The organism is Burkholderia sp. HI4860 (assembly GCF_002223045.2).
Classification (GTDB): Bacteria; Pseudomonadota; Gammaproteobacteria; order Burkholderiales; family Burkholderiaceae; genus Burkholderia.
In genome coordinates this window covers 2,844,843-2,871,668 of the sequence record NZ_NKFO02000001.1, presented here as the reverse complement: position 1 = coordinate 2,871,668, position 26,826 = coordinate 2,844,843, and the positions used below count along the sequence as shown (strand labels likewise).

The following is a 26,826-nucleotide window of genomic DNA, read 5'->3' as shown; positions in this document are numbered from 1 at the left end:
GTGGCGACGGGGCGGGAATCGAACTGGCCACGGCGATGCATTTTGCTCAGCGCAATGCGCGCGTCGTCATCATCGGACAGCGCGAACGTGATGGAACACGGGGCCGACGTGATCGGCGGCGTATTTCCCGGATGTCCCCCCACCGCGCCCTGGTCGCCGATCAGGATGTGCCTGATCGGACGGAACGCGTTCGGCGGAGAGGGGGCAGGCTAGTGAAGCCAGTCGGCCGGCGAAGACCGCCGGCGCGTTGCGCGTCGCTGGATCGAGGGCTGGGCGTTGTGGTTAACCGCGCGTGTCGACCCAGTTGCGTGCCCAACGGGCCGAATGCTGCAACGCCTGCTCCTCGCTCGTGAAGTAATCGAGCGAATAGAACTGGTAGCGGCCTTCGGTGCGAGGGCTGCCGGCGCGTTCAAGCAGCAGGTTGGACGAAAAACTACCGTCGGGCAAACGATGCGCCGAGGGTTGGACGGCATAGCCGTTGTATTGATGAATTTGTTCGTTATGCATTTTAATTTTAATCATGTTCGAGTGCGCGCGTGCCGTGCGGATGTGCACGGGTATGCCGATTCAAAGCCATTGCGAGCTGAATCTGACGCAGTCGTAAAGCGAAAAAGGGCTTGGCAGCCAGAGGGGAATGAAGTGCAACGAGGCGTGTGGCGCGCGGCGAGCTGCTCAATGAACCGATGCAGCCAAGAGCAATCGCGCCAACTTTGGGAGACCAGGCTCCGCGAGGATGTCGCTGCAACCCGGCGCCCGATAGGGGGCGCCGGGTTCTTCAAACTTTACAGCGGCTTGATGTTGGCCGCTTGCAGACCCTTCGGGCCTTGCTTCGTTTCGAAGCTCACTTTCTGGTTTTCAGCCAGCGTCTTGAAGCCGTCGGCGCGAATTTCGGAGAAGTGAGCGAAGAGATCGTCGCCGCCGTTGTCGGGCGTGATGAAGCCAAAGCCTTTGCTGTCGTTGAACCACTTGACGATACCGGTATCCATGAAGATTCCTTGAGAAAAAAATATGAAGATTTGCTCTGAATAGAGCGCTGGAAGCGTCAAGGAGGGAGAGGACAACGAATACCGCTGAGGAGCGATCAATTGATGAACAGCAATCGGACTTCTTGAACTTCGATCGAGACATTAACCGCTGGGCAGCGGTGGCGTCAATCATTAACTTGTAACTGTTTCACTTCGCGGCCCGTTTTGCGGGATGAAGCGATGTGGCCCTGCGTGGCGGAGCGTGCTACGCGGCATGGCATGCAGGGGCGTCCACGATAAACGCACACGCGAGACGGGCGCGCTGGCGCGAACGCCGACAGTGCGTCCCGCGTTTCCCCGAACATTCGACAAGAACAAGAAAGGCCGACGAGTCGTATGCCCGGCGGCCTTCGACAAGTTGCGCGCGACGTTCCCGCTACTTCGCCGCGAGCGCACGCTGCGCGCCTTGGTCGACCCATGCGTTGTCGGCCACGTTCAGCTTCTGCGGAATCAGCTTCGCCGCATAAAACGCATCGGCGACGCCTTGCTGGGTCGCGACGATCTTTTCGTCGATCGGCACCGCGCCGAACGGGACACGCTTGAGCCACGTCTCGACGAGCGGTTGCGGCAGGCCGACCTTCGGTGCGATCAGCGCGGCCGTGTCGGCCGGATGCGTGTTGACCCACTGGCCCGTCTCGCGTGCCTGCTTCAGGATCGCGCCGACCACGTCGGGATGCTGCTGCGCAAAGTCCCGCGTGGCTTCGTAGAAGTTGTTGGTTGCAGTGAGGCCCGTGTAGTCGGACAGCGTACGCACCTTCAGCGTGTTTTGCGCGGCTGCATAGTACGGATCCCAGACGACCCACGCATCGACGTTACCGCTCTCGAATGCGGCGCGCGCGTCGGCGGGCGGAAGATACACGGGGCGGATTTCGTCGTAGCGCACGCCGGCCTGCTTCAACGCTTCGAGCAGCAGGTAGTTCGCGCTGGAGCCCTTCTGCAGTGCGATCTTTTTGCCGCGCAGGCCGGCGACCGAACGGATCGGCGAATCGGCCTTCACGAGCACGGCTTCGTTGTGCGGCGCCGGCGGTTCCGCGCCGACATAGACGAAGTGCACGCCGGCCGCCTGGGCGAACACGGGCGGCGGCGCGCCCGTGTAGCCGAAGTCGATGCTGTTCGCGTTCAGCGCTTCGAGCAGTTGCGGGCCGGCCGGGAATTCGAACCACTGCACGCCATAGCCGAGCGGCTTGAGCCGTGCTTCGAGCGAACCTTGCGCCTTGATGACCGACAGCAGGCCGGCCTTCTGGTAGCCGATGCGCACGACCTTGTCGGCGCTGCCTTGCGCGAACGCCGACGCGGCGGACAGCGCGACGAGCGTGGTGACGGCGGCGGTGCGGGCGATCCAGCGGGTGAAACGAATCATCGAACGGACTCCATGCAGAACGTCTTCGGGCGAGCGGCGGTGCCGCTCAGTTGGAAGAATCGTCGCATGGGCGATCACGCCCGCAAACGAAGCATTGTCGATATCAATATGACGGCGGCGCGCCTATGCTTCGTCGCTGCCGTGTTCCGGTGAAGGTGTGCCGGACTGCCGCGCGGCCTCGTCGCTGAGCTTCTTGTCGAGGATCGTCGCGACGCGGCCGCCGAGATACGCGCTTGCCGCGGTCTCCAGTGCGCGGTTCGTCTCGCCTTCGACGAACACGGCCGCGAGCGGGCGCAGGCGCCAGATCGCGTCGACCAGTTCGGGCACGTCGGTGGCGGGCGGCAGCGTGCCCGCGTCGTAGCGGTCGAGCCGCTTCACGACGAGATCGACGAGCAGTCGCGCGATCGCGTCGAAATGCGGCCGTGCGAGGCTGATCACGTCGAGCAGCTCGCGCGGCGGAATGCCTTCCTTCGTCATCGCGGCGGCCGCTTCGAGCAGCGCGGGGCTCTTGGCGACGAACGACAGGCCGCGCCGTTCGAGCAGGCCGAGTTCGGTCACGCGCGACAGCTGCGTGGTGGCCTGCGGGCCGAACATCTGCGCGAGCGCGGCGAGCGAATAGGTCTTGGGCAGTTCGTGCGACCAGCGGCCGCCGATCGCGTTTTCGAGACCGAGGATCGAGCGCAAGTCGTGGCCTTCGTCGATCGCCTTGATCAGGTCCTGGATGTTCGACAGCGTGTAGCCGCGCGCGAGCAGGTGGTTGATCAGCTTCAGGCGTGCGACGTGCGTGTCGTCGTAGATGCCGACGCGGCCGCGCTTTTCCGGCGGCGCGAGCAAACCGCGATCCTGGTACGCGCGGACGTTGCGCACGGTCGTGTCGGACACGCGTGCAAGTTCGTCGACCGTGTACTCGTTGCGGGCGTCCGGCGCCGCCTCGTCGGGAGTGGAATGAGTCTGTTTTGACATGCGGCCATTCTAGCGCGACGTGGGAGGCTCCGGCGAGACGGGGAGCGTGCGCGCGGCGTCGCCGAGCGGGCGCTGCAGCAGTGCCGTATCGATCCAGCGGCCGTGCTTGAAACCGACCGCCTTCAGCACGCCGGCCGGCTCGAAACCGAACGCGCGATGCAGCGACGTCGAGCCGCCGGTACCGCCGTCGGCGATCACCGCGATCATCTGCCGCCACGGGCCGGCCTCGCAGCGTTCGATCAGCGCGGCGAGCAGTGCGCGGCCGATTCCGCGCCCGCGCTGCGCCTCGTCGATGTAGATCGAGTCCTCGATCGTGAAGCGGTACGCACGGCGGGTGCGATACGGCGTCGCGTACGCGTAGCCGGCCACGCGGCCGTCGCATTCGGCGACGAGATACGGCAGCCCGTCGCGTAGCACCGCGTCGCGGCGCGCGCGCAGTTCGGCGACATCGGGCGGCGTTTCCTCGAACGACGCGACGCTGTGGTGCACGTGGTGCGCATAGATCGCGCGGATCGCATCGAGGTCGGCGTCGGTTGCGTCGCGAACGACACAGGCGGGGGTGGTAGGCATGGCGGCAGTCCGGTGAAGGCAAAGCGCCACTATGCCGGTCGCTGGCGCGCATGGCAAAGCCTTGTTCGGCGGCGGTCGCCTACAGCCGCCCATCCGCCGCGTGAACGGCTTCGGCGATCGCGTCGGCGACGCGCTGCACGCGCGGCGACCGGCGCACGTCCGGGTGGACCACGAGCCAGATCTCGCGCTCGATGTCGCAACGCGGTGCGGCCGTCAGCTCGACGAGCGGCGCGCCCGCATGCGCCGCCGGATCGTCGACGAGAAACCGCGGCAGCAGCGCGACGCCGGCGCCGGCCGCGCACGCGCGATGCTGCGCGGCCAGATCGTTGGTGACGAACGCGAAACGGCGACCGGCCGCGAAGCGGGCGAGCCACTGATGCTGCGGCGTTTGCGCGAGCGCGTCGTCGTAGCCGACGAACGGCCAGGTCTCGGGCGGTGCATCTGCCCACTCCGGCGACGCGCACAGCGCGAAGCGCATCGTGCCGAGCCGGCGCGCGGCGAGCCCCGGCTCGGTCGGCCGCGACAGCCGCACCGCGAGATCGGCTTCGCGCGCGTACAGGTTCGCCGCGTGCATCTCGCCCAGCAGGTCGATGCGCAGCGCCGGCCATGCGCGCTGCGCGCGGGCGAGCCGCGGCGCGAGGAAGTGGCTGGCGAACACCGGCGACGCCGATACGCGCACCACGCCGTCGAGCGCCGCCGCGCCCTGGGCGGCGCGCGCGAACGCATGCGCGTCGGTTTCGATGCGTGCCGCGTGCTCGGCCAGGTGCAGCCCTTCGTCGGTCGGCGGCCAGCCGCGCGGCAGCCGGTCGAACAGCCGGATGCCGAGTGCGGATTCCAGCGCGTCGATGCGCCGCGCGACCGTCGAGTGCTGAACCTGCAGCGCCCGCGCGGCGGCCGATAGGCTGCCGCCCCGCATCACCGCGAGGAAATAACGGATGTCGTCCCAACTCATCGGTAGCGCGGACGCGGAACCGGGATCCAGATCGGTCGAATTTTGCACAGTAGATGGGCGATTGGCGGGAATTCCGTTCGATTATGCACGATGGGATGATCGTGTCACTTCATTCGATTACGAGGAATGTCATGACCCAGACTGCCACTGCCATCCGGATCGGGATCGACCGTTACGGCGACGCCGGCGTACTGCGCCGCGTCGATGCGCCCGTCGCGCCGCCCGGTGCCGGCGAAGTACGGATTCGCCAGACTGCGATCGGCGTGAATTTCGTCGACATCTATTTCAGGTCGGGCGCGCACGCATTGCCGGCGCTGCCGGATGCGCTCGGTGTCGAAGCGGCCGGCGTGATCGACGCGGTCGGGCCGGGCGTGACGGATCTCGTTCCCGGCCAGCGCGTCGCGTATGCGGGCATGCCGACCGGCAGCTATGCGAGCCTGCGTACGATGCCGGCCGAGCGTGTGCTGCCGATTCCCGACGGCCTGAGCGACGAAGCCGTCGCGGCCGGGCTGCTGAAAGGGATCACCGTTTACATGCTGCTGCATCGCGTGCGCCAGGTCGGCGCCGGCGACACGGTGCTCGTGCATGCGGCGGCCGGCGGCGTTGGCTTGCTGGCGACGCAATGGGCGCGTGCGCTCGGCGCGCGGGTGATCGGCACGGTCGGGTCGGCCGCGAAAGCCGCGCTTGTTCGCACGCACGGTGCCGACGCGGTCGTCGATTACCGGGAGGAGGATTTCGTCGCGGCGGCCCGCGCGTTCGGCGGCGGTGCAGGGGTCGATTATGCGATCGACGGGATCGGCGGCGACGTGCTGACGCGCACGCTCGGCGCGGTTCGTCCGTTCGGGATGGTCGCGAGCATCGGGCAGGTGGCCGCGATCGGTGCGCGGCAGACGTTCGATCTCGACGAACTGGGGCCGGCGCGGTCGATCGCGCTGGCACGCCCGAGCGTGCTGGGCTTCATCGCGCGTGACGTCGACGGATATCGGGCGGCTGCGCGCGCGACGCTCGAACGGCTCGCGGGCGGCATGCATGTGGAGATCGGCGCACGGCTGCCGCTGGAACAGGCGGCCGATGCGCACCGGTTGCTGGAGTCGCGTGCGACGACGGGCGGGGTGGTGCTGGTGCCGTGATGGCTGGGGATGGGGATCGCGAGGCGGCTCGACGCTTGCGTCGCGATCCACGGGAGGCTCAGTGGTGTTTGCGCAGCGGCGCATCCTCGACGAACCACGCGAGCACGAAGGCGATCGCGATGACCGTCGCCGCGGCCAGGTACACGACATGCAGCGAACCGGCGAACGCGTGCAGGTACGCGTCGCGCACGGCCTCCGGCAACTGGTGGACGGCGGCCGGGCCGAGCGCGGGCGGCAGCTCCGTGCCGGCCGGCAGCGCCGCCATTACCCGCGACTGCAGCCCGTGCGAGAACAGCGCGCCGAACGCCGCGACCCCGAGCGAACCGCCGATCGAGCGGAACAGCGTCGCGCCCGACGTCGCGACGCCCATGTGCCGGAATTCGACCGTGTTCTGCACGGCGAGCGTCAGCACGGGCATCACCATGCCGAGGCCGATCCCGAGCAGCGCCATGTACGCGTACATCGTGTGCAGCGGCGTATCGAGCGTCAGTGTCGACAGCAGCGCCATCGCGATGCCGCCGGTCAGCGTGCCCAGGACCGGGAACATCCGGTACGAGCCGAGCCGTGAGATCAGCCGGCCGCTGACGATCGACGTCACGAGCATCCCGCCCATCATCGGCAGCAGCTGCATCCCGGCCTGCGACGGCGTCGAGCCCTTCACGACCTGCAGGTAGAGCGGGATGAACGTGACCGAGCCGAACAGCGCGATGCCGACGACGAAGCCGATCAGGCTGACCAGCACGAAGGTGCGATGGCGGAACAGCTCGAGCGGCATGATCGGCTCGGCCGCGAGCCGCTCTTCATAGATGAAGCCGCCGATCGCGACGACGCCGAGCACGAGCGTCATCCACAGTTGCGGCGACGTCCACGGCAGCAGCGAGCCGCCTTCGCTCGTGAACAGGATCACGCAGGTGAGGGCGGTGGCGAGGAACGCGGCGCCCATGTAGTCGATCCGGTGCTTCACGTGCGCGGTATGCGGCCGGAACGCGACGCCGATCACCGCGAGCGCGAGAAAGCCGAGCGGCAGGTTGATCGTGAAGATCCACCGCCACGACAGGTGCTCGACCAGGAAGCCGCCGAGCAGCGGGCCGATGATGGTCGCGAGGCCGTACACGCCGCCGAACATCCCCTGGTAGCGCGCGCGGCGATCGGGCGGCACCAGATCGCCGATCGCGGCCATCGTGACGACCATCAGGCCGCCGCCACCCAGCCCCTGCAGCGTGCGCAGCACGATCAGCTGCGTCATGTCCTGCGCGACGCCGCACAGCGCGGAGCCCGCGAGGAACAGCACGATCGCGGCCTGCAGCACGATCTTGCGGCCGTACAGGTCGCCGAGCTTGCCGTACAGCGGCAGCACGACGGTGGAGGAGAGCAGGTACGCGGTGACGACCCACGACAACTGGTCGAGCCCGCCGAGCTCGCCGACGATCGTCGGCAGCGCGGTCGACACGATCGTCTGGTCGAGTGCGGACAGCAGCATGACGAGCAGCAGCGCGGCGACGATCAGCCCGGTCGGCGCGTCGCGGCGGGCCGTTTCGGCGGCCGGCGGAGTGAGGAGGGTGTGGGTTGTCATCGAGATATCTGCCAGGGCAGGGAATTGTGTCGAACTATAGCGACAGATAGTTGACTGGTCAATTTCTGCCCAGCCTCGATGTGTTGCAACCGTAACAGGAGATTGCCGGCCCGGAAAATTGACCGGGATCAGGGGAAAGCGGGGACGGACTCAAGTTTTTTGCAGGCAAACCGTAATACAGCGTGCTGCGGACCGATTGCCGCGGCACTTTTCACCGCTCACGTCCCGTCATGAACCTGAACGCCCTGTTTTCCCGTTTCTCGATCCGTACGCGGATTTTCTCCACGCTCGGCCTCGTTGCCGCGCTGCTCGTCGTATCGGGGCTGATCGGCCTCGCCGGCATGCAGAGCTCGAACCGCGCGCTCGACGAGGCTTATACGCAGCAACTGGCTGCGAAGACCGCGCTGTCGGCGGCCAGCCTGAACCTGACGATCGTGCGCACGACGCTCGACCGCGCGATGCTGCATCCGGAAGCGCCGGAAGTGCCCGATCTCGTCAAGAAGGCCGAGAGCTATCTCGCGAAGGCCGACACCGCCTGGCGCGGCTACGCGTCGATGCCGCACGACGGCGACGAAGGCCCGCTCGCGAGCCGCCTCGACGCCGCGCGCCAGGCGCTGATCGGGCAGGCGCTGAAGCCGATGATCGACGCGGTCCGCGACGGCCGTCGCGACGAGGCCGACCGGCTGCTGATGTCGGTTGCGCCGCCGCTGTCGGTCGCGCTCACGCAGGCGACCGATGCGCTCGACGCGTACCAGGTCGCACGCGGCAAGGACGTGTACGACACCGCGCAGACTTATTACGGCTGGATGCGCGCGGGCGCGATTGCCGGTATCGCGTTCGGCCTGGCCGCGTGCCTCGGCTGCGCGATCGGCCTGCATTACGCGATCACCCAGCCGGTGAACCGGCTGCTGTCGCATTTCCGCCGCCTGTCGGAAGGCGACCTGACGTCGGAAGTGCGCTGGTCGTCGCGTGACGAGATGGCCGAGCTGGTCAAGGGCGTGACCGGCATGCAGCGCAGCCTCGCGGATACGGTCCGCCAGGTCAGCCAGGGTTCCGAAGCGATTTCGACGGCGACGCACCAGATCGCGGCCGGCAACACCGACCTGTCGCAGCGCACCGAGGAACAGGCGTCCGCGCTGCAGGAAACGGCCGCGAGCATGGAACAGCTCACCGCGACCGTGAAGCAGAACGCGGACAATGCGATGCAGGCGCAAGCCTGCGCGGATACCGCGAGCGAGATCGCCACGCGCGGCGCGACGGTGGTCGGCGAAGTGATCGGCACGATGAACGAGATCGACCAGAGCTCGCAGAAGGTCGCCGACATCATCGGGACGATCGAGGGCATCGCGTTCCAGACCAACATCCTCGCGCTGAATGCGGCGGTCGAAGCCGCGCGCGCCGGCGAGCAGGGCCGCGGTTTCGCCGTGGTCGCGGGCGAGGTGCGCACGCTTGCGCAACGCTCGGCGTCGGCAGCGAAGGAAATCCGCACGCTGATCGGCGAATCGGTGGAACGCGTCGCGACCGGCTCGCGGCTCGTCGGCACGGCCGGCGCGACGATGCAGGACATCCAGCAGGCGATCGGCCGCGTGACGGGCATCATGACCGAGATCGCGGCTGCGTCGAACGAGCAGCGCGACGGGATCGAGCAGGTGAACCGCGCGGTGTCGCAGATGGACCAGGTGTCGCAGCAGAACGCGGCGCTCGTCGAGCAGGCCGCGGCCGCGGCCGCGTCGCTGGAAGAGCAGGCCGACGGGCTGCGCCGCGCGGTCGGCGCGTTCCGCGTCGCCTGATCGACGGCGGCCGGCGACGGGCGGGCGCTGGCCCGCCGTCCGTCCGCCCGTTACATCACACGGCCGAGAGTTGCGCGGCCGCGCGCGACGACGCGACGATCAGCAGCTTCATCGTCGCCCGCGTTGCGCCGACGAACAGCTTGCGCGCGGCACGCGCGTCGAGCGTGTCGAAGTCGACCTCGGTGAGGATCACGCACGGCGCTGACTGGCCCTTGAAGCGGTAGATCGAATCGAGCAGCACGTCGCCTTCGCGATACTCCGGGTTGCCGAACAGGTCGTACTTGCCGGTAAAGCTCTTGAGCCGGTGCGGGCCGAGCTGGTCGAGCGGCGCGAGCACCGAGCCTTCGCGGCCGCGATACGACAGCACCGCGATGTCCTGCTTGCGGAAGCCGAGCGACAGCGCGTGCGTGATCGCCCGCTTGGTCGCGTCGATGCAGGCGTCGGCCAGTGCGTCTGCCGACGCGCCTTCTTCCCCGTACGACGACACCGACGGATCCGAACCGTCGAACGGGCTGCCCGAGCGCAGCTCGGCCGCCAGCGGCTCGACCCGGCCGACGATGTCGCGCACGAATTCGAGCAGATCGCGCGGGCTGCGGTAGTTCGTGAGCGCCTTCAGCGTGACCCAGCCCGGCAGCGCGACGGGCTCGCGCATGTACAGGTTCTGCAGCGGATCTTCCAGCCACCACCATGCGCCTTCCGGCGCCAGCAAGCGCGCCAGGGCGGCCGCCCACGGCGCATGGAAATCCTGTCCTTCGTCGACGACCAGCACGTCGAAGCGCCAGTGCGCGGGAATCGGCGTTGCCGCGAAGCGCGCCTCGAGCCGTTCGAACTCGCCGGGTACCTGGAAGTCGGGCGTGTAGCCGCCGTCGCGCGCGACCCAGTCGCACAGCTGGTGGTAGTTCGCGATCTTCGCGCCGGGCGGCGCGATGCGCGCGATGTAGTCGGCGAGCGGCCGGTTGAAACACACGTAGAGCACGCGCTTGCCGGCGGCGACCGCATCGCGCATCGCCTGCACGGCGAGCTGGGTCTTGCCTGAGCCGGCCGTGCCGGTGACGCGCAGCCGGAACGGCGTGAATTCGAGCTGGCGCGCCCACGCGGCGAGCCCGCCCGACAGCCGCGTGACGAGTGTGCCGGCCTGCCCGACGAGCGCGCTCGTGTCGGGCGTGAGCGCGAGTTCGTCCGCGAGGAAGTGGTGCAGTTTCGGCGCGTTCGGGAAGGGTTCGTCGTCTTCCGGCAGGATCTGCAGGATCACCTGCGCGAGCTGCGCCTTGCGCGACGCATCGACGATGCGGTCGGCCGCGACGCCGGCGATCGACGCGTCGCGGATCGAGTAGTCGGGGCAGTACAGGAGCGCCTCGACGCCGTAGACACCCGCACCGAGCGCGGCCGTCAGGCGCCGATGCAGCGTTTCCTGCGTGCGTGCGAGCTGGATCGGGACATTGCGTTCCTTCTGCAGATAGACCTTCACGAGCCCCTTCGGCGTTTCGCGCAGGAAGCCGGCCTTCTGCTCGATCAGCAGCACGCGGCCGGCCGGGCTCACGACGACGAACGCGGCCTCGCCGAATACCGAGAACGCCTGGTCGGCGCGGGTCCAGTGCACGCCGTGATACACGGTGTAGCTGTCGGGTAGCGCGTGTTCGAGCGCGGCGAGCGTTTCGCGCTCGCGTTCGGCCGCGCCGGTCGCGGCGAGGCTTTTCCAGTCGTCGGGGATGAGGCGGGCCATGGCGTCGGGCGGCGGAAGCCGGCGTGGGCGTGAACGGGTGCGGCTATTGTACTGAGCTATGCACCGGTTCACGACCGCCGTGCCGCGCGGACGTTGGCCGTCAGGAGGAAGAACGGCCCGCGGACGTTACCCGCGGGCGAGCCGTTTCGCGAGATCGGCGCTGAGGATCGCCATGCGCGCGGGCTTTTCGTAGCAGACGACGTCGAACGCGCGGATCACTTCGCTGATGTCGGCCTCGCTCGCGCGGCCGGTGAGCAGGTCGCCGGTCAGCACGAAGATCGGTGCGCCCGGGTTGTCGGACGTGCGCACGGCCTTGATCGCGGTGGCGGCCGTGCTGTCGTCGAACAGCCATTCGGTCAGGACCGCGTCGAACGCCTGGCCCTGCAGCGCGTCGACGAACGGCGCGAGGCCGTCGAATGCGGCGGTTGCGAAACCCTGGCGTTCGAGATAGCGGCACAGCTCGGTCGCGCTGACGCGATCGGGGTCGATCACCGCGACGACGAGCTTGTCGCTCTCCGCGCGGCGCGGATAGATCTCGATCTTGTGCACGTCGTACGCGTTCTGGTACAGCACGCCGGTGTGGCGCAGCACGCGCCAGCGGCCGTTTTGTTCGTACGCGACGAATTCGGGGCGCGCGCCGGCTTCGAGCGGCGCGCCGATCCAGGCGGTGCATGGAATCTCGGCGACGCCCGCGTAAAGGACGGCCTCCTGCGAATAGGCGCCGACCATGCCGGGGTCGAGCGTTTGCGCGCCGAACAGCTGCGCGGCGGGTTCGCCGTACGCTTCGGCGACTTTCTTGATCTGCGCGAGCGTCCAGGGGCTGCTGCCGCGCAGCTTGCGGTGGCCTTGCGAGAAACTCAGGTCGAGGATGCGGCACAGCTCGGTGGTCTGCTGGCGCTTGCCGATGCCGTTGCGGGTCATCAGCTCGCGCACGCGCTCGGCAACCGCGAGGGAATCCGTGGTGATTGCTTCAGTGGTCATGCTACGGGAACGGATCGTGACGTTCAGAACGACGCCTTGCGGCAGTCTCGACGGACAGTCTTCATGACGTCCAGGGGCGAGCCGACCGGCCACGCGCGGAAAAGATAACTTTACCGCAAAATGGTCGTTATTCAGCGTGGCGAAAGGTGCGTTTGTGTGAAAGGTGTGTCACGACGTTACCACCGCCGCCCACATTCGAATGCATTAACGCCTGACAGGAAACAATGACGACAACCTATCCGCTGCATGATTCCCTGACCCTCGCCGACACGCCATTCCCGCCCGACGCCGACGTCGTGATCGCCGGCGCCGGCATCATGGGCTGCGCAGCTGCGTATTACCTGGGCCTGCGCGGCCTGAAGGTCGTCGTGCTCGACAAGTCGCGCATCGCCGGACAGCAGTCGACCCGTGCGTGGGGCTTCGTGCGGCAGCAGGGGCGCGAAGCGGCCGAGGTGCCGCTGATGATGGCCGGCATCAAGATCTGGGAGGGGTTAGAGGAAACCCTCGGTTTCGATCTCGAATGGCGGCAGGGCGGCTGTCTTTATATTGCGGACAACGAAACGGACTGGGCGTCGTTCAACGCGTGGCTCGCCGTCGCGCGCGAGCACGGGCTCGACACACGTACGCTGACGCGCGCGCAGATCGACGAGCGCGTCAGCGGCCTTTCGCCGGACGCACGCACGCTCGGCGGGCTGTACACCGCGACCGACGGGCAGGCCGAGCCGCGTCGCGTGGCTGCCGCGTTCGCCGCGCGTGCCGCCGAGGCGGGCGCGCGCTTCTTCGAAGGCTGCGGCGTGACCGCGATCGAGACGGCCGGCGGTGCGGTGGTCGGCGTCGTGACCGAGCGCGGCACGATCCGCACGCGGCGCGTGATCTGCGCGGCCGGCGCGACCAGCTTCCGGCTGCTCGATGGCGTCGGCATCCGGCTCCCGCAACAGGCCGTGCGCGGCACCTGCATGCGCACCAATGTGGTGCCGCCGGTATCGGCGTCGACGGTGTGGGGCCACGGCCTCGGTATCCGGCAGCGCAAGAACGGTGCGATCAATCTTGCCGACGACATGCAGGTCGACGTCGACCTGACGCTTGGCCACCTGCGCGGGTTGAGCCTGTTCTGGCCTGAGTTCTGGTCGCAGCGCGACAAATTCCGGCTGCACGTGAACGGGGCCGCGTGGCGCGATGCGCTGGCACGCATCAACGGGGCGACCGGACCGATCGAGCCGCGCGATCCGCAGCCGCAGCCGAATCGCGCGCACGCGCCGCGCGCGCTTGCGAAACTCAAGTCGATCTTTCCCGCGCTGAAGGACGCGCAGATCGTCGAGGCCTGGGCCGGCCTGATCGACGTGCTGCCCGACGGCATTCCGGTGATCGATGCGCCGGGCACGCCGTCCGGGCTCGCGATCGCGACGGGGTTCTGCGGACACGGTTTCGCGATGGGGCCGATCGTCGGGCGGCTGCTGGCCGAATGGATCGACACGGGCGCGCCGTCGCTCGACCTGTCGGCGTTTCGTGCGCAGCGCTTCGTCGACGGCACGATGGTGCGGCCGCGCAGCATGCTGTAACCGACGCATCGACGCGATGACGCGATGACGTCGGCCGGCCGCGGCCGACCCATCGTAGAATCGAGCCCGCATCCTTCAGGAGATCCCCCGTTGGCTTCGCCCTCCGCCCAGCGCCGCTCGTTGCGCTCACGCCTGCGTCGCGCCCGCAATCCGTGGCAGGCGCCGCGTGCACGCACGCTGTTCACGCGTCCCGCGACGTCGCCGCGGCGCACGCTGCTGTTCCGTGTCGGCGCGGTCGTGCTGCTGTGCATGCTCGCGTTCCTCGTGCTGTATCTCGATCGCGACGGGTTGCGCGATTCGACCAAGAGCACGCCGATGACCGTCGCCGATCTCGTGTACTTCACGATGGTCACGGTCGCGACGGTCGGCTATGGCGACATCGTGCCGGTCACCGCACGGGCGCGCCTGATCGATGCGTTCTTCATCGTGCCGATCCGCATCGTCATCTGGTTCATTTTCCTGGGCACGGCATATCAGTTCGTGATCCAGCGCGTCATCGAGGAATTCCGCATGAAACGCCTGCAGAAGCAGTTGTCCGATCACATCGTCGTCTGCGGTTATGGCCTGTCCGGCTCGATCGCCGTGCGCGAACTGCTCGAGAGCGGCGTCGATCCGGCGACGCTCATCGTGATCGATTCGCAGCAGCAGGCGATCGAGGCCGCGACGTCGCTCGGCGTGGCGGGATTGCTCGGCGATCCCGCGCACGAGGATCTGCTGCAGCAGGCACAGGTGCGCGAAGCGAAGGCCGTGATCATTTCGGTGACCGATGATCCGACCGCGATCCTGCTCACGTTGTCGGTGCGCAGCATCGCGCCCGATACGAAGATCGTCGTGCGGATCCAGGAGAACCTGTACCAGCGGCAACTGCGGCAGGCGGGCGCCGACGTGATCGTGTCGTCGACGAAGATCGGTGCGCTGCTGCTCGCGGACGCCGTGCATAGCCGCTACATCGTGCCGTTCGTGAACGACATGCTGTCGACGCGCGGCCGCGCGACGTTGCTGGAGCGCGAGGCGATGCCGCAGGAGGTCGGCTGCATGACGAACGTGGTGCCGGGCGCGATCGTCGTCGGGCTCGATCGCTGCGGGAAGATCTTTTCGTTCTATGAAGACCCGCCGTGCCGGATCGAGAAAGGGGACACGCTGGTCGTGATCCAGTCGGCGCGGATTCCGGATCCGGATGTCTAAGCATTCGGTATCAAGTGAAGGCGCGTTTCCAAACGCTTGACGATGTCTTGCCGCGCGAGTGTCGATGTGCTCCTCGTCGTGTAGGCGCAATGCAGGCGATCAGCGTCAACCGAATGTGACGGGCCGTGCACACTTGATCGTCCGACAGGATGGCGCGCGGAAATCGCTGCCGTTCACGCACGCATGGCGTGCATCGGTTGGGTGATTGGCCTACGCCAGGGGCGGTCGAGCGCCACGGCGCGATGTCCTGCGCAAGCTCCGCGATCTGCCGCCCGCAGCCACCCTTACGCCGGATCGTCGTCGCTGCGAACGGGGCGATCTTCCCTGGTCAACGCACCGGCTCGGCCGTGGCCAGCAGGCTACGCAGGAACACCATGATCATGTGCCCGATCGGCACCTCGGACAGGATCGACTGCTGCAGCGACAGGCCCTGCGAGAGCCCCATGAACGCAACGGCCAGGACGGCCGGCGGTTCGGGCGGTACCTTCTTCAGCCGCGCGAAAATCTGTTCGATGCAATAGGCGAGGCCATCGCGGTGGGCGTCCAGCAACGCCTGCGACGCCATGGCGAAAGCGGGGTTGCGCCGCCCCTGAAGCTTGAATTCGACACCCAGCACCGACCACTCGGGCTCGGCATCGACGGTCCGCGACCAGACCTCCAGCGCATTCAGGATGTCCTCCCCGGACGCCGCGGGGTCGCTCAGCACCCGGGCGATGTCGGCCACTTGCGTCTGCGAGCGCTCCCGCATCAGCTCGACGAACAATGCCTCCTTGCTCGCGAAATTCGAATAGAACGCGCCTTGCGTATAGCCGGCCTCGGCCGCGATATCCCTGAGCGACGTGCCGCCGAACCCGCGGTCGACGAACAGCCGCTTCGCCGCGGCGAGCAAATGCGCGCGGGTCTGCTGTCGGCTTTCTTCGCGGCTCAGCCGCGGGGGAGGGGGAACCATGTTCATGGCCGGCAGGATATCAGTTGATATTTGAGATGGATACCATTACGATCGCATTCCAGATATCACTCGATATTTGAAATGCCGGGCGCGATTGTGTCGCCGAACGTCTGCAGCGGGGCCCCGGGCGGGCGATCGGGTCGACGCGGGGGCGCGCACGGTGTGCCGGTGTGTGGCGGCGTGTCGCTGTTCTCGTGTCGCGTGCTTCGTTGCGCCGGCGCGAGCGGCTTGCCGATCGAGTGAATGTGGCCGTCACGGAACGTCGTGAAATAGTCGGTTAGTCATGCGAATCATGCCGGTTCGCATGCAGATGCGGATGCGGGGGCAGGAAGCAGAAGATGAACGCGAGCAAGACCTATGCACAGCTCGTCGTCGAGCTGGCCGAACTGGACGAGGAAATCGAGCGCGCACGCGCGCGCGAACGCGTCGATGCGATCGCGGAGGTTCACTCGCTGATGGATACCTACGCGATCAAGCACCGCGACCTGGTCGGCCGCAACGGCAGCCGGGGGGCGTATGTCGTGAAAGTGCTGCCGGCGCGCTATCGCGATCCGGTGAGCGGAAAGGAGTGGAGCGGGCGCGGCAATGCGCCGCTCTGGATCAGGGGCAAGGATCGTCGTCAGTTCGTCATCGTCAAGCCGCCGTCCACCGGCAAGAAAAGCAGGCGCAACTGACCGCGGGCGTCGGGCTACGGCGACAGCGGCTTTGCCGATGCCTGACCGGGCGGCGTGAGCACCACGCGCAGCGTCGCGCCTTCCGGCGACGGCGCCACGTACGCATGCGCGTCGATGCGAAGAGAAGCGCGCGCGCTCACCGGCGCGCAACCGCGTCGGCTCGCCGTGCTCGACGTGCAACTCGCGTTCGCCCGACAGCACGTGGCATCGTCCGCAATCATGGCGCGGGTGATGTCGCGCGATGCGTGCCGGACGAAATCGGGCGTCGCGTGCGCTTCGTTTATCCCCGGCCGACGAACGGCATGGCCGTCGCCATGATCGTCATGTTCAGGATGTTCGTGTCCAGCGGCAGGTTCGCCATCTGGACGATCGCGTTCGCGACATGCGTGACGTCCATGCGCGCCTCGGGCGCGAGGCTGCCGTCGGCCTGCGGGACGCCTTGTGTCATCCGTTCCGTGAGCGACGTCGCGGCGTTCCCGATATCGATCTGGCCGCACGCGATGTTGTACCGGCGGCCGTCGAGCGCCAGCGACTTGGTGATCCCGGTCACCGCATGCTTGGTAGCCGTGTACGCGATCGTGTCGGGGCGCGGCGCATGGGCCGAGATCGAGCCGTTGTTGATGATCCGGCCGCCCTGCGGCGTCTGCGTTTTCATCAGGCGCCACGCGGCCCGCGCGCACAGGAAGACGCCGGTCAGGTTGGTCGCGACGACGCTGTTCCACACGTCGAATTCGTATTCGTCGAGGGAAACCGGCGGCGCGTTGCGGCCGGCATTGTTGAACAGCACGTCGAGCCGGCCGAACTGCTGCGCGATCCGGGCGAACGCGTGGTCGACCGATGCTTCGTCGGTGACGTCCGCAGGAAACACGTGCGCGTCGCCGCCCGCGGTGCGGATCGCGTCCTGCGTGTCGCGCAACGATGCCTCGGTACGTCCGAGCAGCGCGACGGTGTAACCGGCCTGGGCGAGCGCGATGGCCGCCGCGCGACCGATGCCGGAGCCGGCGCCGGTGACGGCTGCGAATTTCTTCGAGACAGACATGGCTTGATTTCCTGCGGGTTGAAAGAGGGGCGACGTGGCCGACGACCGGAATCGTCGCCACTTCGGCAATGTAGTCGAAATGCGCGGCGTACATGTTCAAGTGGCATCGTCGGGCACGCTCGATGGCGTGATGATCTCGGCTACTTCTTCGGGCCAGGTACGGCCTTCCGCGCCCGCGTGCCCGTCTCCGCAAACAGATCGACCACCACGTCGCGCAGCCACTTGTTCCCTTCGTCCTGATTGACCCGCGTATGCCAGAGCATGTGAATCGGCGCGCCCGGCACCGTGACGGGCAACGCGCGCCAGCCCAGCGAAAACGGCGCGGCAAGCTGCTGCGCAAGATGCTCGGGCACCGTCGCGATCAGGTCGGTACGCTGCAGGATGTAGCCGACGCTCATGAAGTGCGGCACCGTGAGCCGCACCTGGCGCGCCACGCGGCGGCGCTTCAGCCATTCGTCCACCTGCCCGTGACCGGTGCCGGCCGACACCACGACCAGGTGCTCGGCATTGCGCCACGCGTCGACCGTCAGCGGCGCGTCCTCGAGCGGATGCCCGCGCCGGAACAGGCACACATAGCGCTGATCGAACAGCCGGCGCTGATAGAAGCCGCCCTTGAGCTGCGGCAGCAGGCCGATCGCGAGATCGACGCGGCCGTCGGCCATTGCGTCGCCGAGGTTGACGCTCGTGTCGCGCACGGTATTGAGCGCGAGGCCCGGCGCCGTTTGCGACAGGTGTTCGAGCAGCGCGGGCAGGAACACGACCTCGCCGATATCGGTCATGCCGATCGTCAGCGTGCGCGTGGCGCGCTGCGGATCGAAACCGGTCTCGGGATTGAGCGCGGCGTGCAGCGTCGCGAGCGCGTGCGACACGGGTTCCGCGAGGCGCAGCGCGAACGGCGTCGGCACCACGCCACCGGGCCCGCGCACGAACAGCGGATCGCCGAGCCGGCGGCGCAGCTTCGCGAGCGCATTGCTCACGCCCGGCTGACTCATGTTCATCTGCTCGGCGACGCTCGACACGCGCCGTTCCTGCATCAGCCGCTGGAAAAGCAGCAGCAGGTTGAGGTCGATATCGCTCAGTTCCATCGGTGTGGCCTCGCCGGGTTCATTGCATCCAGTGATGAAGCAGATTCCGGTCATTTTATTGCGGGATGAAAGTCCGCTCCCGAGAATACCGATACGGCCCATGCATTCGACATGACCGCTGCGCATGCCGCAGACCCCACATCGGAACATCGGAGACACCTTCATCATGCAGACGAACCTGAAGATTGCGATCGTCGGCGCCGGGATCGGCGGCCTGACGCTCGCGCTTGCGCTGCGCGAGCACGGCATCGACGCGCAGCTCTACGAACAGACGGAGGTGCTGCGCGAAGTCGGCGCGGCCGTCGCGCTGTCGGCCAATGCGACGCGCTTCTACGAACGGATGGGATTGCGGGCGGCCTTCGATGCGGTGTGCGCGGACATTCCGGGGCTCGTCTATCGCGACGGCCGCAGCGGCGCGGTGATCGGCCATCATCGCGGCGTCCCCGACTATCGCCGGCAATTCGGCGGCGCGTACTGGGGCGTGCATCGCGCGGATCTTCAGGCCGTGCTGTCGAAGGCGGTCGGCCTCGAGTCCATCCATCTCGGCCATCGGCTGACCGACCTCGCGCAGCATCCCGATCGCGTCACGCTGTCGTTCGACAACGGTGTGCGCGTCGACGCCGATCTCGTGATCGGCGCGGACGGCGCACGCTCGATCACGCGGCGCTGGATGCTCGGCTACGACGATGCGCTGTATTCCGGGTGTTCGGGGTTTCGCGGCGTGGTGCCGGCTGCGCGGCTGAGCCTGCTGCCCGATCCCGAGACGCTGCAGTACTGGATCGGGCCGCACGGGCACCTGCTGCACTATCCGATCGGCGACGACGGCGACCAGAATTTCCTGCTGGTCGAGCGTCATCCGTCACCGTGGCCGTCGCGCGACTGGGTGATGCCGTCGGAAGAGGGCGAGCAACTGCGCGTGTTCAGGGACTGGCATCCGGCGGTGGTGCAGATGATCACCGCCGTGCCGATCAGCCAGCGCTGGGGGCTGTTCCACCGGCCGCCGCTCGGCCGCTGGAGCCGCGGGCGCGTGACGCTGATCGGCGACGCCGCGCATGCGCTGGTGCCGCACCACGGGCAGGGCGCGAACCAGTCGATCGAGGATGCGGTGGTGCTGGCCGCGCAACTGGCGCAGGCCGGGCCGGGCAGCTGGCGCGAAGCGCAGGAAGCGTATGAGCGGCTGCGTCGCGGCCGCACGCGCAAGGTGCAGTACGCGTCGATCTCCGTGGCCGATGTACTGCACCTGCCGGACGGGCCGGCCGCGCAGGCGCGCAATGCGCGTCTGGCCGAGCGCGACAGCGTGCTGCATCACCTGGACTGGATTCACGATTTCGATGCGCTGGCGCAGGAGCCGAGCGAGCGGCAGGGCGGCACCTGGCTTTGAGCCTGCCGTCGGGATCAGGGGCGCGGCGGCCAGCGCCACGCGTGCGCCCTCAGGCGCGACAGGCTCGCCGGGATTGCATGCGCCGGGCATGACAGGGGGCGACGGCCTGCGGCCCGCCGGTCACCGGCCAGCCTGACGAAAACGGGCGGGGCAACGCCCGCCCGCCGTCACTTCACGCATTCGAGCGCGTACTTCAATCCCTGCCCGAGCAGCCCGCGCCATACATCCCACGTATGCCCGCCGTCGACGATGCGCAACTCTGCCGGGTTCTGCGCACGGCGCAGCTGCGTGTACAGCACGCTCGATTCGGCCTGGATGGTCAGGTCGTCGTCGCCGGCCGCGATGAACATCGGGATCCGCCAGCTGCGCGCGAAATAGCCGCGCATCAGCGCCGGGTAGTTGAGCTCGTGCCACACGCGCGGGTCGAACTGCCGGTCGCCGAACACGCCGACGTAGCGCGCGGCGGAATTGAGCGGCGGCTCGTTCGCGTAGATCGCGGGGCTCAGCAGCATCGCGCCGCAGAACAGGCCGGGTTCGAGCAGCGAGAAGCGCAGCGCGCCGAAGCCGCCCATCGACACGCCGCCGATCGCGCGGCCCGCGCGCTGGTTCGACACCGCGAAGTGCGCTTCGACCTCGGGCAGCAGGTCGTTGAGGAACGCGCTCTGCATCTTCTCCTTGCGGTCGACGTACCAGTCGGTGCCGCCCTGCGGCATCACGATCACGACCGGCGGGATCTCGCGGCGCTCGATCAGCGTGTCGGCGGTGGCCTGCAGCCGGCCCTGCGTGACCCAGTCGTTCGCGTTGCCGGCGTTGCCGTGCAGCAGGTACATCACCGGGTAGCGCGCGCCTTCCGGGTTGTAGCCGGGCGGCAGGTAGACCGTGTACGACCAGTCGCGCTTCAGCGACGCCGACCGGAACGTGCGCAGCACGACGCTGCTGCCCGGATTGAGCGCGCTCTCCTGGGCGGCCGACGGGGTCGTCGCGGTCTGGACGGCCGGCGGCGGCGCGGGCGCTGCCGCCGGCGTGGGCGGCGTGGCGCGGGCGGTGGCGATGGAGCCGGCGATCAGGGCGGGGGCGAACGCAAGGGCGAGTCGGCGCATGTCGAATCGTTTCAGGAGAGGCGCCGGCTATCGTAGCAGCGGCGCATGACGGCGCGGCGCGTCATCGCCGCGAACGGAACGGCAGCCGCGCGACGAGCGGCCCGTAGAGCTTGGCGACGAGATACAGCAGGCCCATCGCGACGACGTCGGCAATCAGGCCGAGCTTCACGTCGAGATAGCCTTCGGTCGCCTGGTAGAGCACCGAATCGACCGCGAGCGAGATGGCGGTGCCCGCGACGAAGCACAGCAGGCCCTGCCGGCCGATCGTGCCGATCCACGGCATCGCGTGCGCAACCTTCTTCATCCAGCCGAGGTGGACCAGCTTGGCCGCGAGCCACGCGATCGCGAGGAAGTTCGCGAGCCGCAGCGCACCGAGGTTCTGCTTGATCGACGGATCGGTCGGGAACGGCTCGATGCGCAGCCGGTAGTACGCGCCGGCCGCGACGATCGCGAGCGCCGCGGCCGTCAGCAGCCAGCCCTGCGGCTTCGGCGCGAGCGTCTGGTAGACGGGCTGGCAGCGCGCGATCACGCCGAGCACGAACAGGAATTGCCATGCGAACGGATTGAAGTCCCACGGCGCGCCTTCGACGGTCGGCAAAAAGCGCGCGACGTGCGGCGCGGCGTACCACAGCGATCCGCTGAACGCGAGCAACAGCCACGGCTGCGTGCGCGCGAGCGGCAGCGTGAGCGGCACGAGCAGCGCGAAGAACGCGTACATCGGCAGCACCGACGCGAGGTACGGCTGGCGGCGGAACAGCAGGATGTCGCGCAGCGCGGCGAGCGGCTTGTGGAGCAGGCCGTCGAGATCGTTGGTCGGCATGTTCGGGCCGTCGATCGCGAACGCGTTCAGCGCGGCCGTGATCAGCAACATCAGGCCGGCCGTCACGAGGAACGCGCGGTAGATCTCGAACGCGCGCCGGATGAAGCGCTGGCGCGCGGCGGCTTCGTCGTGCCGTTCGGCGAGCGAGTTGTACGCGATCGCGGTGGCGAAGCCGCCGAGGAACACGAAGACTTCGGCCGCGTCGCACAGCGCGTAAGCGTGCAGCGTCACGCGCGACAGGATGCTGCCGCCGATGTGGTCGACGACGATGACGAGCAGCACGAGGCCGCGGAAGAAATCGAGCTCGGCGTAGCGGCCGGCCCGGGCCGGTGCGGTCATCGGACCGCCTCCCGGCGCGGGCCGCGGGCGCGGCCGGCACGCGCCGCGCATGAATCGGGGGGAAGCATGACTTCGTGAAGAAATGACGAACGGATGCGCATTGTGCCACCGATGCGGAGCACATCGGGTTTACGCGAATGGTCGGCTGTCGGGCTGCTGCCGATAAGCCGGGTCAGGCAGTCCACGCAACGGGGCAGTTGGACGAGCGCAACGGTTTGCGCAGGGTTCATCTACCCCGATGGACGGACGGTTTGCGACGTGACACCATTTTGACCTCACGCGGCCGCACACCGCGTCGTCCGCCCTGCGGGCCACACCTAAAACAGACCAAACATTCGCCGGGCACTCGACCCTGTCCGGCCCCCGGCTCCGGAGAACCGTCATGAAGAAGCACATCATTTTTACCGCCGCGCTAGCCGCTTTCGCCGCGCCGGTCTTCGCCCAGAACAGCGTGACGCTGTACGGTGTGATCGATGAAGGCTTCAATTACACGAACAACGTCAACGTCAATGGGGGCGGAAAAACGAATTACCAGCTGGCGAGCGGCTATGCGCAGGGCAGCCGCTGGGGCCTGAAGGGCAGCGAGGATCTCGGCGGCGGGCTGAAGGCGATCTTCACGCTGGAAAACGGCTTTGACGTGAACAACGGCCGGCTCGGCCAGGGCGGCCGCATGTTCGGCCGCCAGGCGTTCGTCGGGCTGAGCGCGCCGCGCTTCGGCACGCTGACCTTCGGCCGTCAGTACGATTCTGTCGTCGACTATCTCGCGCCGCTCACGGCGAACGGCAACTGGGGCGGCACGCTGTTCTCGCACCCGTTCGACAACGACAACACGGACAATTCGTTCCGCGTCAACAACACGGTCAAGTATGCGAGCGCCGACTGGAACGGCCTGACGTTCGGCGGCACGTACAGCTTCAGCAACAGCACCGGCTTCTCGAACAACCGTCAGTACAGCCTCGGCGCGCAGTATTCGCTGGCGGGGCTGCAGGTGGCGGCGGCGTACCTGCAGGCGAACAACCCGGGTATCGGCAGCGCGGGCGCGATCTCGGCGGATGACGCCAACTTCGTCGCCGATCGCCTGCGGATCTTCGGCGGCGGCGTCAACTACACGTTCGGGCCGGCCACGCTCGGCTTCGTCTACACGAAGACGGACGTGAAGAACCCGGTGTCGACCGTGTACCTGCCGGCGTCGACGTTCGCCGGCCTCGGGCTGACCGCGACGAAGTTCCAGAACTTCGAGATCAACGGCAAGTACCAGCTCACGCCCGATTTCTATCTCGGCGCGCAGTACGTGTACACGGACGGCAAGTACGATGCCGCGGCCGGAACGTTCAAGCCGAAATACCACACGGTCGGCCTGATGGCCGACTACAGCCTGTCGAAGCGCACCGATGTGTACCTGCAGGGCGCCTGGCAGAAGGTGGGCGGCGACAAGACCGGCACGGCGGCCGACGGCGGCTACGTGGTCGGCACGGACGGCCCGTCGGCGTCGTCGAACCAGTTCGCGGTGCGCGCGGCGATCCGCCACAAGTTCTGATCGGGTGGGCGGGCAGTGCCGAGGCCGAGCGCCTCGCCGCCCGCTGCCGTCAGTCTGCCCGCGGGTTGCTCCCGAGCGTATCCGCGAGCCAGTCGACGAAAATCCGCACGCGCGGCGCGAGATGCCGGCCGGTCGGAAACACCACCGACACGGGCAGCGGCCTGGCATTCCATTCCGGCAGCACCTCGACCAGCGAGCCGTCGGCGAGCAGCGGCCCGAGCCCTTCGCGCGGCGCCTGGATCAGCCCGAGGCCCGCGAGGCAGCATGCGAGATACGCCTGCGAGCTGTTGACCGACACGACGCTGCGCATCTTGACCGCGTGCAGCTCGCCCGAATCCATATCCGCATATTCCCAGTCCAGCTCGCGGCCCGTGCGGCTCGAGAAATAGCCGACCGCGACGTGGTCCGGCAGCTCGTCCGGCGAGCGCGGCATGCCGTGCCGCTCGAGATACGCGGGCGCCGCGCAGTTGATCTGCGCCAGTTCGCCGATGCGCCGTGCGACGAGCGACGTATCGGACATCGCGCCGACCCGTACCGCGCAGTCGATGCCGTCGGCGACGAGATCGACGAAGCGGTCGGTCGTGCCGATCACGACGCGCAGGTCGGGGTAGCGCGCATGGAAACCCGGTAGCGCGGGAATCACCTGGTTCAGCGCGAAGCGTTCGGGCAGGTCGACGCGGATCGCGCCGCGCGGCGTCGTGCCGGCGTCCTCGAACAGCGTTTCCGCGTCGTCCAGATCGGCCAGCAGCCGCATGCAGCGCTCGTAGTAGGTCGCGCCTTCGGCCGTCAACGCGACGCGCCGCGTCGTGCGCTGCAGCAGGCGGACCTTCAGGTGCTTCTCCAGATACTGGACGGCGTTGCTGACCGTCGGGCGCGGCAGGTGCAGCTGTTCGGCCGCTTTCGTGAAGCTGCCGAGATGGGCGACGCGCGCGAAGATGCGCATTGCTTGCAGATGATCCATGCGGGGCGGGTGCGTGGGTGGAGAGCAGGCTCCATTGTTAATCAGCGTCGAATGGTTTGGTTGAGTGTTTTCGCGTTTATCGCGCGCCGCGATGCGCCCAGAATCCGGCCTGTTCATTCATCACTCGAGGAAACGGATATGGAAACGCGTGAACTGGGCCGGACCGGCCCGCGGGTGTCGGCAATTGCGCTCGGCTGCATGGGGATGTCGGACTTCTACGGCCCGGCCGACCGCGCCGAAAGCATCGCGACGCTGCACGCGGCCCTCGACCACGGCATCACGATGCTCGACACCGGCGATTTCTACGGGATGGGCGACAACGAGATGCTGATCCGCGACGCGCTGCGTGGCCGGGCACGCGACCAGGTGCTGATCAGCGTGAAATTCGGTGCGCTGCGCGATCCGGCCGGCGGGTTTGCCGGCTACGACGCGCGGCCGGTGGCGATCCGCAACTTCGTCGCGTACTCGCTGAAACGGCTCGGCACCGACTACATCGACATCTACCGGCCCGCGCGCGTCGATCCGGCCGTGCCGATCGAGGAGACGATCGGTGCGATCGCCGATCTCGTGAAGGCCGGGTACGTGCGCCATATCGGCCTGTCGGAAGCCGGCGTCGACACGATCCGCCGCGCGGCCGCCGTCGCACCGATCTCCGACCTGCAGATCGAGTATTCGCTGTTGTCGCGCGGCATCGAGGCCGGGATCCTGCCCGCGTGCCGCGAACTCGGGATCGGCGTGACGGCCTACGGCGTGTTGTCGCGCGGGCTGCTGGGCGGACGCTGGAGCACCGCGCGGGAAGGCGAGCGCGATTTCCGCGCGGCGAGCCCGCGCTTCCAGGGCGAGAACCTCGCGCACAACCTCGCGCTCGTCGACGCGCTGCGTGCAGTCGCCGACGAGAAGGGCAGCAATCCGGCGCAGGTCGCGATCGCGTGGGTGCTGTCGCGCGGCGGCGATATCGTGCCGCTGATCGGCGCGCGCAAGCGCACGCAACTTCAGGATGCGTTGCTGGCGTCTGAAATGCAACTAACGGTCAATGACATCGCTCGCATCGAAGCGGCGGTTCCCGCCGGGGCGGCTGCCGGTGAGCGTTATCCGGCCGCACAGATGGCGCACCTCGACAGCGAGCAGGGGCGGGGGGCATCTCACGGGGACTGATCGGGGCGGATCGGCAATGGTTTCGGAACAGGCTCCGTATTCGGCTCGAATCTGAGGGCTGGGGCTGGGGCTGGGTTGGGCCCATCGCCACAACCGCGCCGCCGCCCCATCCGGCAAGCCCTAGCCAGCCTCAGGCAAAACCAGATGGCGAGCGGCGCGATCGGGGTTCACCATCGGCGCCGTACTCAACCGGACGGAATGCCTTTCATGCAAGTTCATACGCTGACGATCATCGCGGTGGTCTTCCTGCTGGCCGGCGCGGTCAAGGGGATGATCGGGCTCGGGCTGCCGACGATCGCGATGGGGCTGCTGACGCTCGCGATGCCGCCGTCGGCCGCCGCGAACCTGCTGCTCGTGCCGTCGTTCGTCACCAACGTGTGGCAGTTGTGGCTCGGCCCGTCGTTCGGGCCGTTGCTGCGCCGGCTGTGGCCGCTGCTCGCCGGCCTGACGATCGGCACGCTGACAGGCGGGTTGCCCGCGCTCGCGGCCGGCAGCACCTGGACGCATGCGGCGCTCGGCGTGGTGCTGATCCTGTACGGGCTGTGGGGGCTGGCCGCCGCGCGGCTGCCCGCGCCGGGTCGCCATGAAACATGGCTGTCGGCCGTGGTCGGCTACCTGACGGGTGTCGTGACGGCCGCGACCGGCGTGTTCGTCGTGCCGGCCGTGCCGTACCTGCAGGCGCTGCGGCTGTCGAAGGACGACCTGATCCAGGCGCTCGGGCTGTCGTTTACCGCATCGACGATCGTGCTCGGCCTGCAGTTGCGTGTGACGGGCGCACTGGAGACGGTCGATCTCGGCGTATCGGCGCTCGCACTCGTGCCGGCGCTGGCGGGCATGGCCGGCGGGCAATATGCACGGCGTGTGATGAGCGAGAAGGCGTTCAAGCGCTGCTTCTTCGTCGGGCTGATCGCGCTCGGCGCGTATATGGCGGCTTCGGGGTGGCTGTAAGCGGGCCTCGCTGACGAGCGCGATGCC

The 26,826-nt window shown here is 67.9% G+C and carries 25 protein-coding genes; 9 read left to right on the top strand and 16 right to left on the bottom strand.

Going from position 1 to position 26,826, the window contains the following annotated elements; genetic code table 11:
* Positions 1-282 precede the first annotated feature (282 nt).
* The 6 genes from CFB34_RS12785 to CFB34_RS12760 form a co-directional block, all read right to left on the bottom strand.
* Positions 283-507 carry a hypothetical protein gene (locus CFB34_RS12785; RefSeq protein ID WP_089427204.1) on the bottom strand — a complete coding sequence of 75 codons (225 nt, stop codon included), beginning with the start codon at positions 505-507 and terminating at the stop codon, positions 283-285.
* Positions 508-782: 275 nt separating this feature from the next.
* Positions 783-986 (bottom strand): cold-shock protein, encoded by a 204-nt coding sequence (locus CFB34_RS12780; RefSeq protein ID WP_006485974.1) that lies wholly within the window; start codon positions 984-986, stop codon positions 783-785.
* Positions 987-1,401: 415 nt separating this feature from the next.
* Positions 1,402-2,385, bottom strand: a complete 984-nt coding sequence (locus tag CFB34_RS12775) for a sulfonate ABC transporter substrate-binding protein (RefSeq protein WP_089442176.1) — start codon at positions 2,383-2,385, stop codon at positions 1,402-1,404.
* Between the two features lie 123 nt (positions 2,386-2,508).
* Positions 2,509-3,348, bottom strand: coding sequence for a MerR family transcriptional regulator (locus CFB34_RS12770; protein ID WP_089442177.1), 840 nt, complete (start codon positions 3,346-3,348; stop codon positions 2,509-2,511).
* Positions 3,349-3,357: 9 nt separating this feature from the next.
* Positions 3,358-3,918: a GNAT family N-acetyltransferase gene (locus CFB34_RS12765; RefSeq protein ID WP_089442178.1), complete on the bottom strand. Its 561-nt coding sequence runs from the start codon at positions 3,916-3,918 to the stop codon at positions 3,358-3,360.
* A 79-nt stretch (positions 3,919-3,997) separates the two neighbouring features.
* Entirely contained in the window at positions 3,998-4,870 is an 873-nt protein-coding gene (locus CFB34_RS12760) for a LysR family transcriptional regulator (protein WP_089442236.1), read from the bottom strand.
* 131 nt (positions 4,871-5,001) lie between these two features.
* On the opposite strand from CFB34_RS12760, the gene CFB34_RS12755 reads away from it, so the two are divergent.
* Positions 5,002-6,000 (top strand): quinone oxidoreductase, encoded by a 999-nt coding sequence (locus CFB34_RS12755; protein ID WP_089442179.1) that lies wholly within the window; start codon positions 5,002-5,004, stop codon positions 5,998-6,000.
* Positions 6,001-6,058: 58 nt separating this feature from the next.
* On the opposite strand, the gene CFB34_RS12750 is transcribed toward CFB34_RS12755, so the two are convergent.
* A complete protein-coding gene (locus tag CFB34_RS12750) occupies positions 6,059-7,573 on the bottom strand; it encodes an MDR family MFS transporter (protein WP_089442180.1) in 1,515 nt (504 codons plus the stop codon).
* A 230-nt stretch (positions 7,574-7,803) separates the two neighbouring features.
* On the opposite strand from CFB34_RS12750, the gene CFB34_RS12745 reads away from it, so the two are divergent.
* Positions 7,804-9,363 (top strand): methyl-accepting chemotaxis protein, encoded by a 1,560-nt coding sequence (locus CFB34_RS12745; protein WP_089427209.1) that lies wholly within the window; start codon positions 7,804-7,806, stop codon positions 9,361-9,363.
* A 55-nt stretch (positions 9,364-9,418) separates the two neighbouring features.
* Here the strand turns inward: CFB34_RS12745 and CFB34_RS12740 are convergent, their stop codons facing one another.
* Positions 9,419-11,086 (bottom strand): ATP-dependent helicase, encoded by a 1,668-nt coding sequence (locus tag CFB34_RS12740; protein ID WP_089442181.1) that lies wholly within the window; start codon positions 11,084-11,086, stop codon positions 9,419-9,421.
* 126 nt (positions 11,087-11,212) lie between these two features.
* Complete coding sequence (locus CFB34_RS12735; protein ID WP_006485970.1) at positions 11,213-12,067, bottom strand: helix-turn-helix domain-containing protein; 855 nt, start codon at positions 12,065-12,067, stop codon at positions 11,213-11,215.
* A 224-nt stretch (positions 12,068-12,291) separates the two neighbouring features.
* Here CFB34_RS12735 and CFB34_RS12730 point away from each other — a divergent pair, with 224 nt between their 5' ends.
* Together CFB34_RS12730 and CFB34_RS12725 are read left to right on the top strand one after the other, a co-directional pair.
* Positions 12,292-13,626, top strand: coding sequence for an FAD-binding oxidoreductase (locus tag CFB34_RS12730; protein WP_089442182.1), 1,335 nt, complete (start codon positions 12,292-12,294; stop codon positions 13,624-13,626).
* Positions 13,627-13,716: 90 nt separating this feature from the next.
* The gene (locus CFB34_RS12725) at positions 13,717-14,811 is read left to right on the top strand and encodes a potassium channel protein (protein ID WP_089442183.1); all 1,095 of its coding nucleotides are present in this window, start codon (positions 13,717-13,719) and stop codon (positions 14,809-14,811) included.
* Positions 14,812-15,139: 328 nt separating this feature from the next.
* Here CFB34_RS12725 and CFB34_RS12720 read toward each other — a convergent pair whose 3' ends face one another.
* On the bottom strand, positions 15,140-15,766 hold the full coding sequence (locus CFB34_RS12720; protein ID WP_089442184.1) for a TetR/AcrR family transcriptional regulator: 627 nt from the start codon (positions 15,764-15,766) through the stop codon (positions 15,140-15,142).
* Between the two features lie 332 nt (positions 15,767-16,098).
* Between CFB34_RS12720 and CFB34_RS12715 the strand changes: the two genes are divergently transcribed.
* On the top strand, positions 16,099-16,434 hold the full coding sequence (locus CFB34_RS12715; protein WP_089442185.1) for an H-NS histone family protein: 336 nt from the start codon (positions 16,099-16,101) through the stop codon (positions 16,432-16,434).
* Between the two features lie 14 nt (positions 16,435-16,448).
* On the opposite strand, the gene CFB34_RS39035 is transcribed toward CFB34_RS12715, so the two are convergent.
* The 3 genes from CFB34_RS39035 to CFB34_RS12705 all read right to left on the bottom strand — a co-directional run bounded on the left by CFB34_RS39035 (position 16,449) and on the right by CFB34_RS12705 (position 18,558).
* The gene (locus CFB34_RS39035) at positions 16,449-16,574 is read right to left on the bottom strand and encodes a hypothetical protein (protein WP_256979877.1); all 126 of its coding nucleotides are present in this window, start codon (positions 16,572-16,574) and stop codon (positions 16,449-16,451) included.
* A 140-nt stretch (positions 16,575-16,714) separates the two neighbouring features.
* On the bottom strand, positions 16,715-17,473 hold the full coding sequence (locus tag CFB34_RS12710; RefSeq protein WP_089442187.1) for an SDR family oxidoreductase: 759 nt from the start codon (positions 17,471-17,473) through the stop codon (positions 16,715-16,717).
* A 140-nt stretch (positions 17,474-17,613) separates the two neighbouring features.
* On the bottom strand, positions 17,614-18,558 hold the full coding sequence (locus CFB34_RS12705; RefSeq protein WP_089442188.1) for a LysR family transcriptional regulator: 945 nt from the start codon (positions 18,556-18,558) through the stop codon (positions 17,614-17,616).
* Between the two features lie 166 nt (positions 18,559-18,724).
* Here CFB34_RS12705 and CFB34_RS12700 point away from each other — a divergent pair, with 166 nt between their 5' ends.
* Positions 18,725-19,939 (top strand): FAD-dependent monooxygenase, encoded by a 1,215-nt coding sequence (locus tag CFB34_RS12700; protein WP_089442237.1) that lies wholly within the window; start codon positions 18,725-18,727, stop codon positions 19,937-19,939.
* Between the two features lie 167 nt (positions 19,940-20,106).
* Here CFB34_RS12700 and CFB34_RS12695 read toward each other — a convergent pair whose 3' ends face one another.
* Both CFB34_RS12695 and CFB34_RS12690 read right to left on the bottom strand, forming a co-directional pair.
* Complete coding sequence (locus CFB34_RS12695) at positions 20,107-21,039, bottom strand: alpha/beta hydrolase-fold protein (RefSeq protein ID WP_089442189.1); 933 nt, start codon at positions 21,037-21,039, stop codon at positions 20,107-20,109.
* Positions 21,040-21,100: 61 nt separating this feature from the next.
* Entirely contained in the window at positions 21,101-22,198 is a 1,098-nt protein-coding gene (locus tag CFB34_RS12690) for an OpgC domain-containing protein (RefSeq protein WP_046548090.1), read from the bottom strand.
* A gap of 382 nt (positions 22,199-22,580) precedes the next feature.
* Between CFB34_RS12690 and CFB34_RS12685 the strand changes: the two genes are divergently transcribed.
* Positions 22,581-23,735 (top strand): porin, encoded by a 1,155-nt coding sequence (locus CFB34_RS12685; protein WP_089442190.1) that lies wholly within the window; start codon positions 22,581-22,583, stop codon positions 23,733-23,735.
* A 49-nt stretch (positions 23,736-23,784) separates the two neighbouring features.
* Here CFB34_RS12685 and CFB34_RS12680 read toward each other — a convergent pair whose 3' ends face one another.
* Positions 23,785-24,696, bottom strand: coding sequence for a LysR family transcriptional regulator (locus CFB34_RS12680; RefSeq protein WP_089442191.1), 912 nt, complete (start codon positions 24,694-24,696; stop codon positions 23,785-23,787).
* Between the two features lie 138 nt (positions 24,697-24,834).
* Here CFB34_RS12680 and CFB34_RS12675 point away from each other — a divergent pair, with 138 nt between their 5' ends.
* Together CFB34_RS12675 and CFB34_RS12670 are read left to right on the top strand one after the other, a co-directional pair.
* A complete protein-coding gene (locus CFB34_RS12675) occupies positions 24,835-25,851 on the top strand; it encodes an aldo/keto reductase (RefSeq protein WP_089442192.1) in 1,017 nt (338 codons plus the stop codon).
* A gap of 207 nt (positions 25,852-26,058) precedes the next feature.
* Positions 26,059-26,799, top strand: coding sequence for a sulfite exporter TauE/SafE family protein (locus CFB34_RS12670; protein ID WP_179243741.1), 741 nt, complete (start codon positions 26,059-26,061; stop codon positions 26,797-26,799).
* Positions 26,800-26,826: the final 27 nt, after the last annotated feature.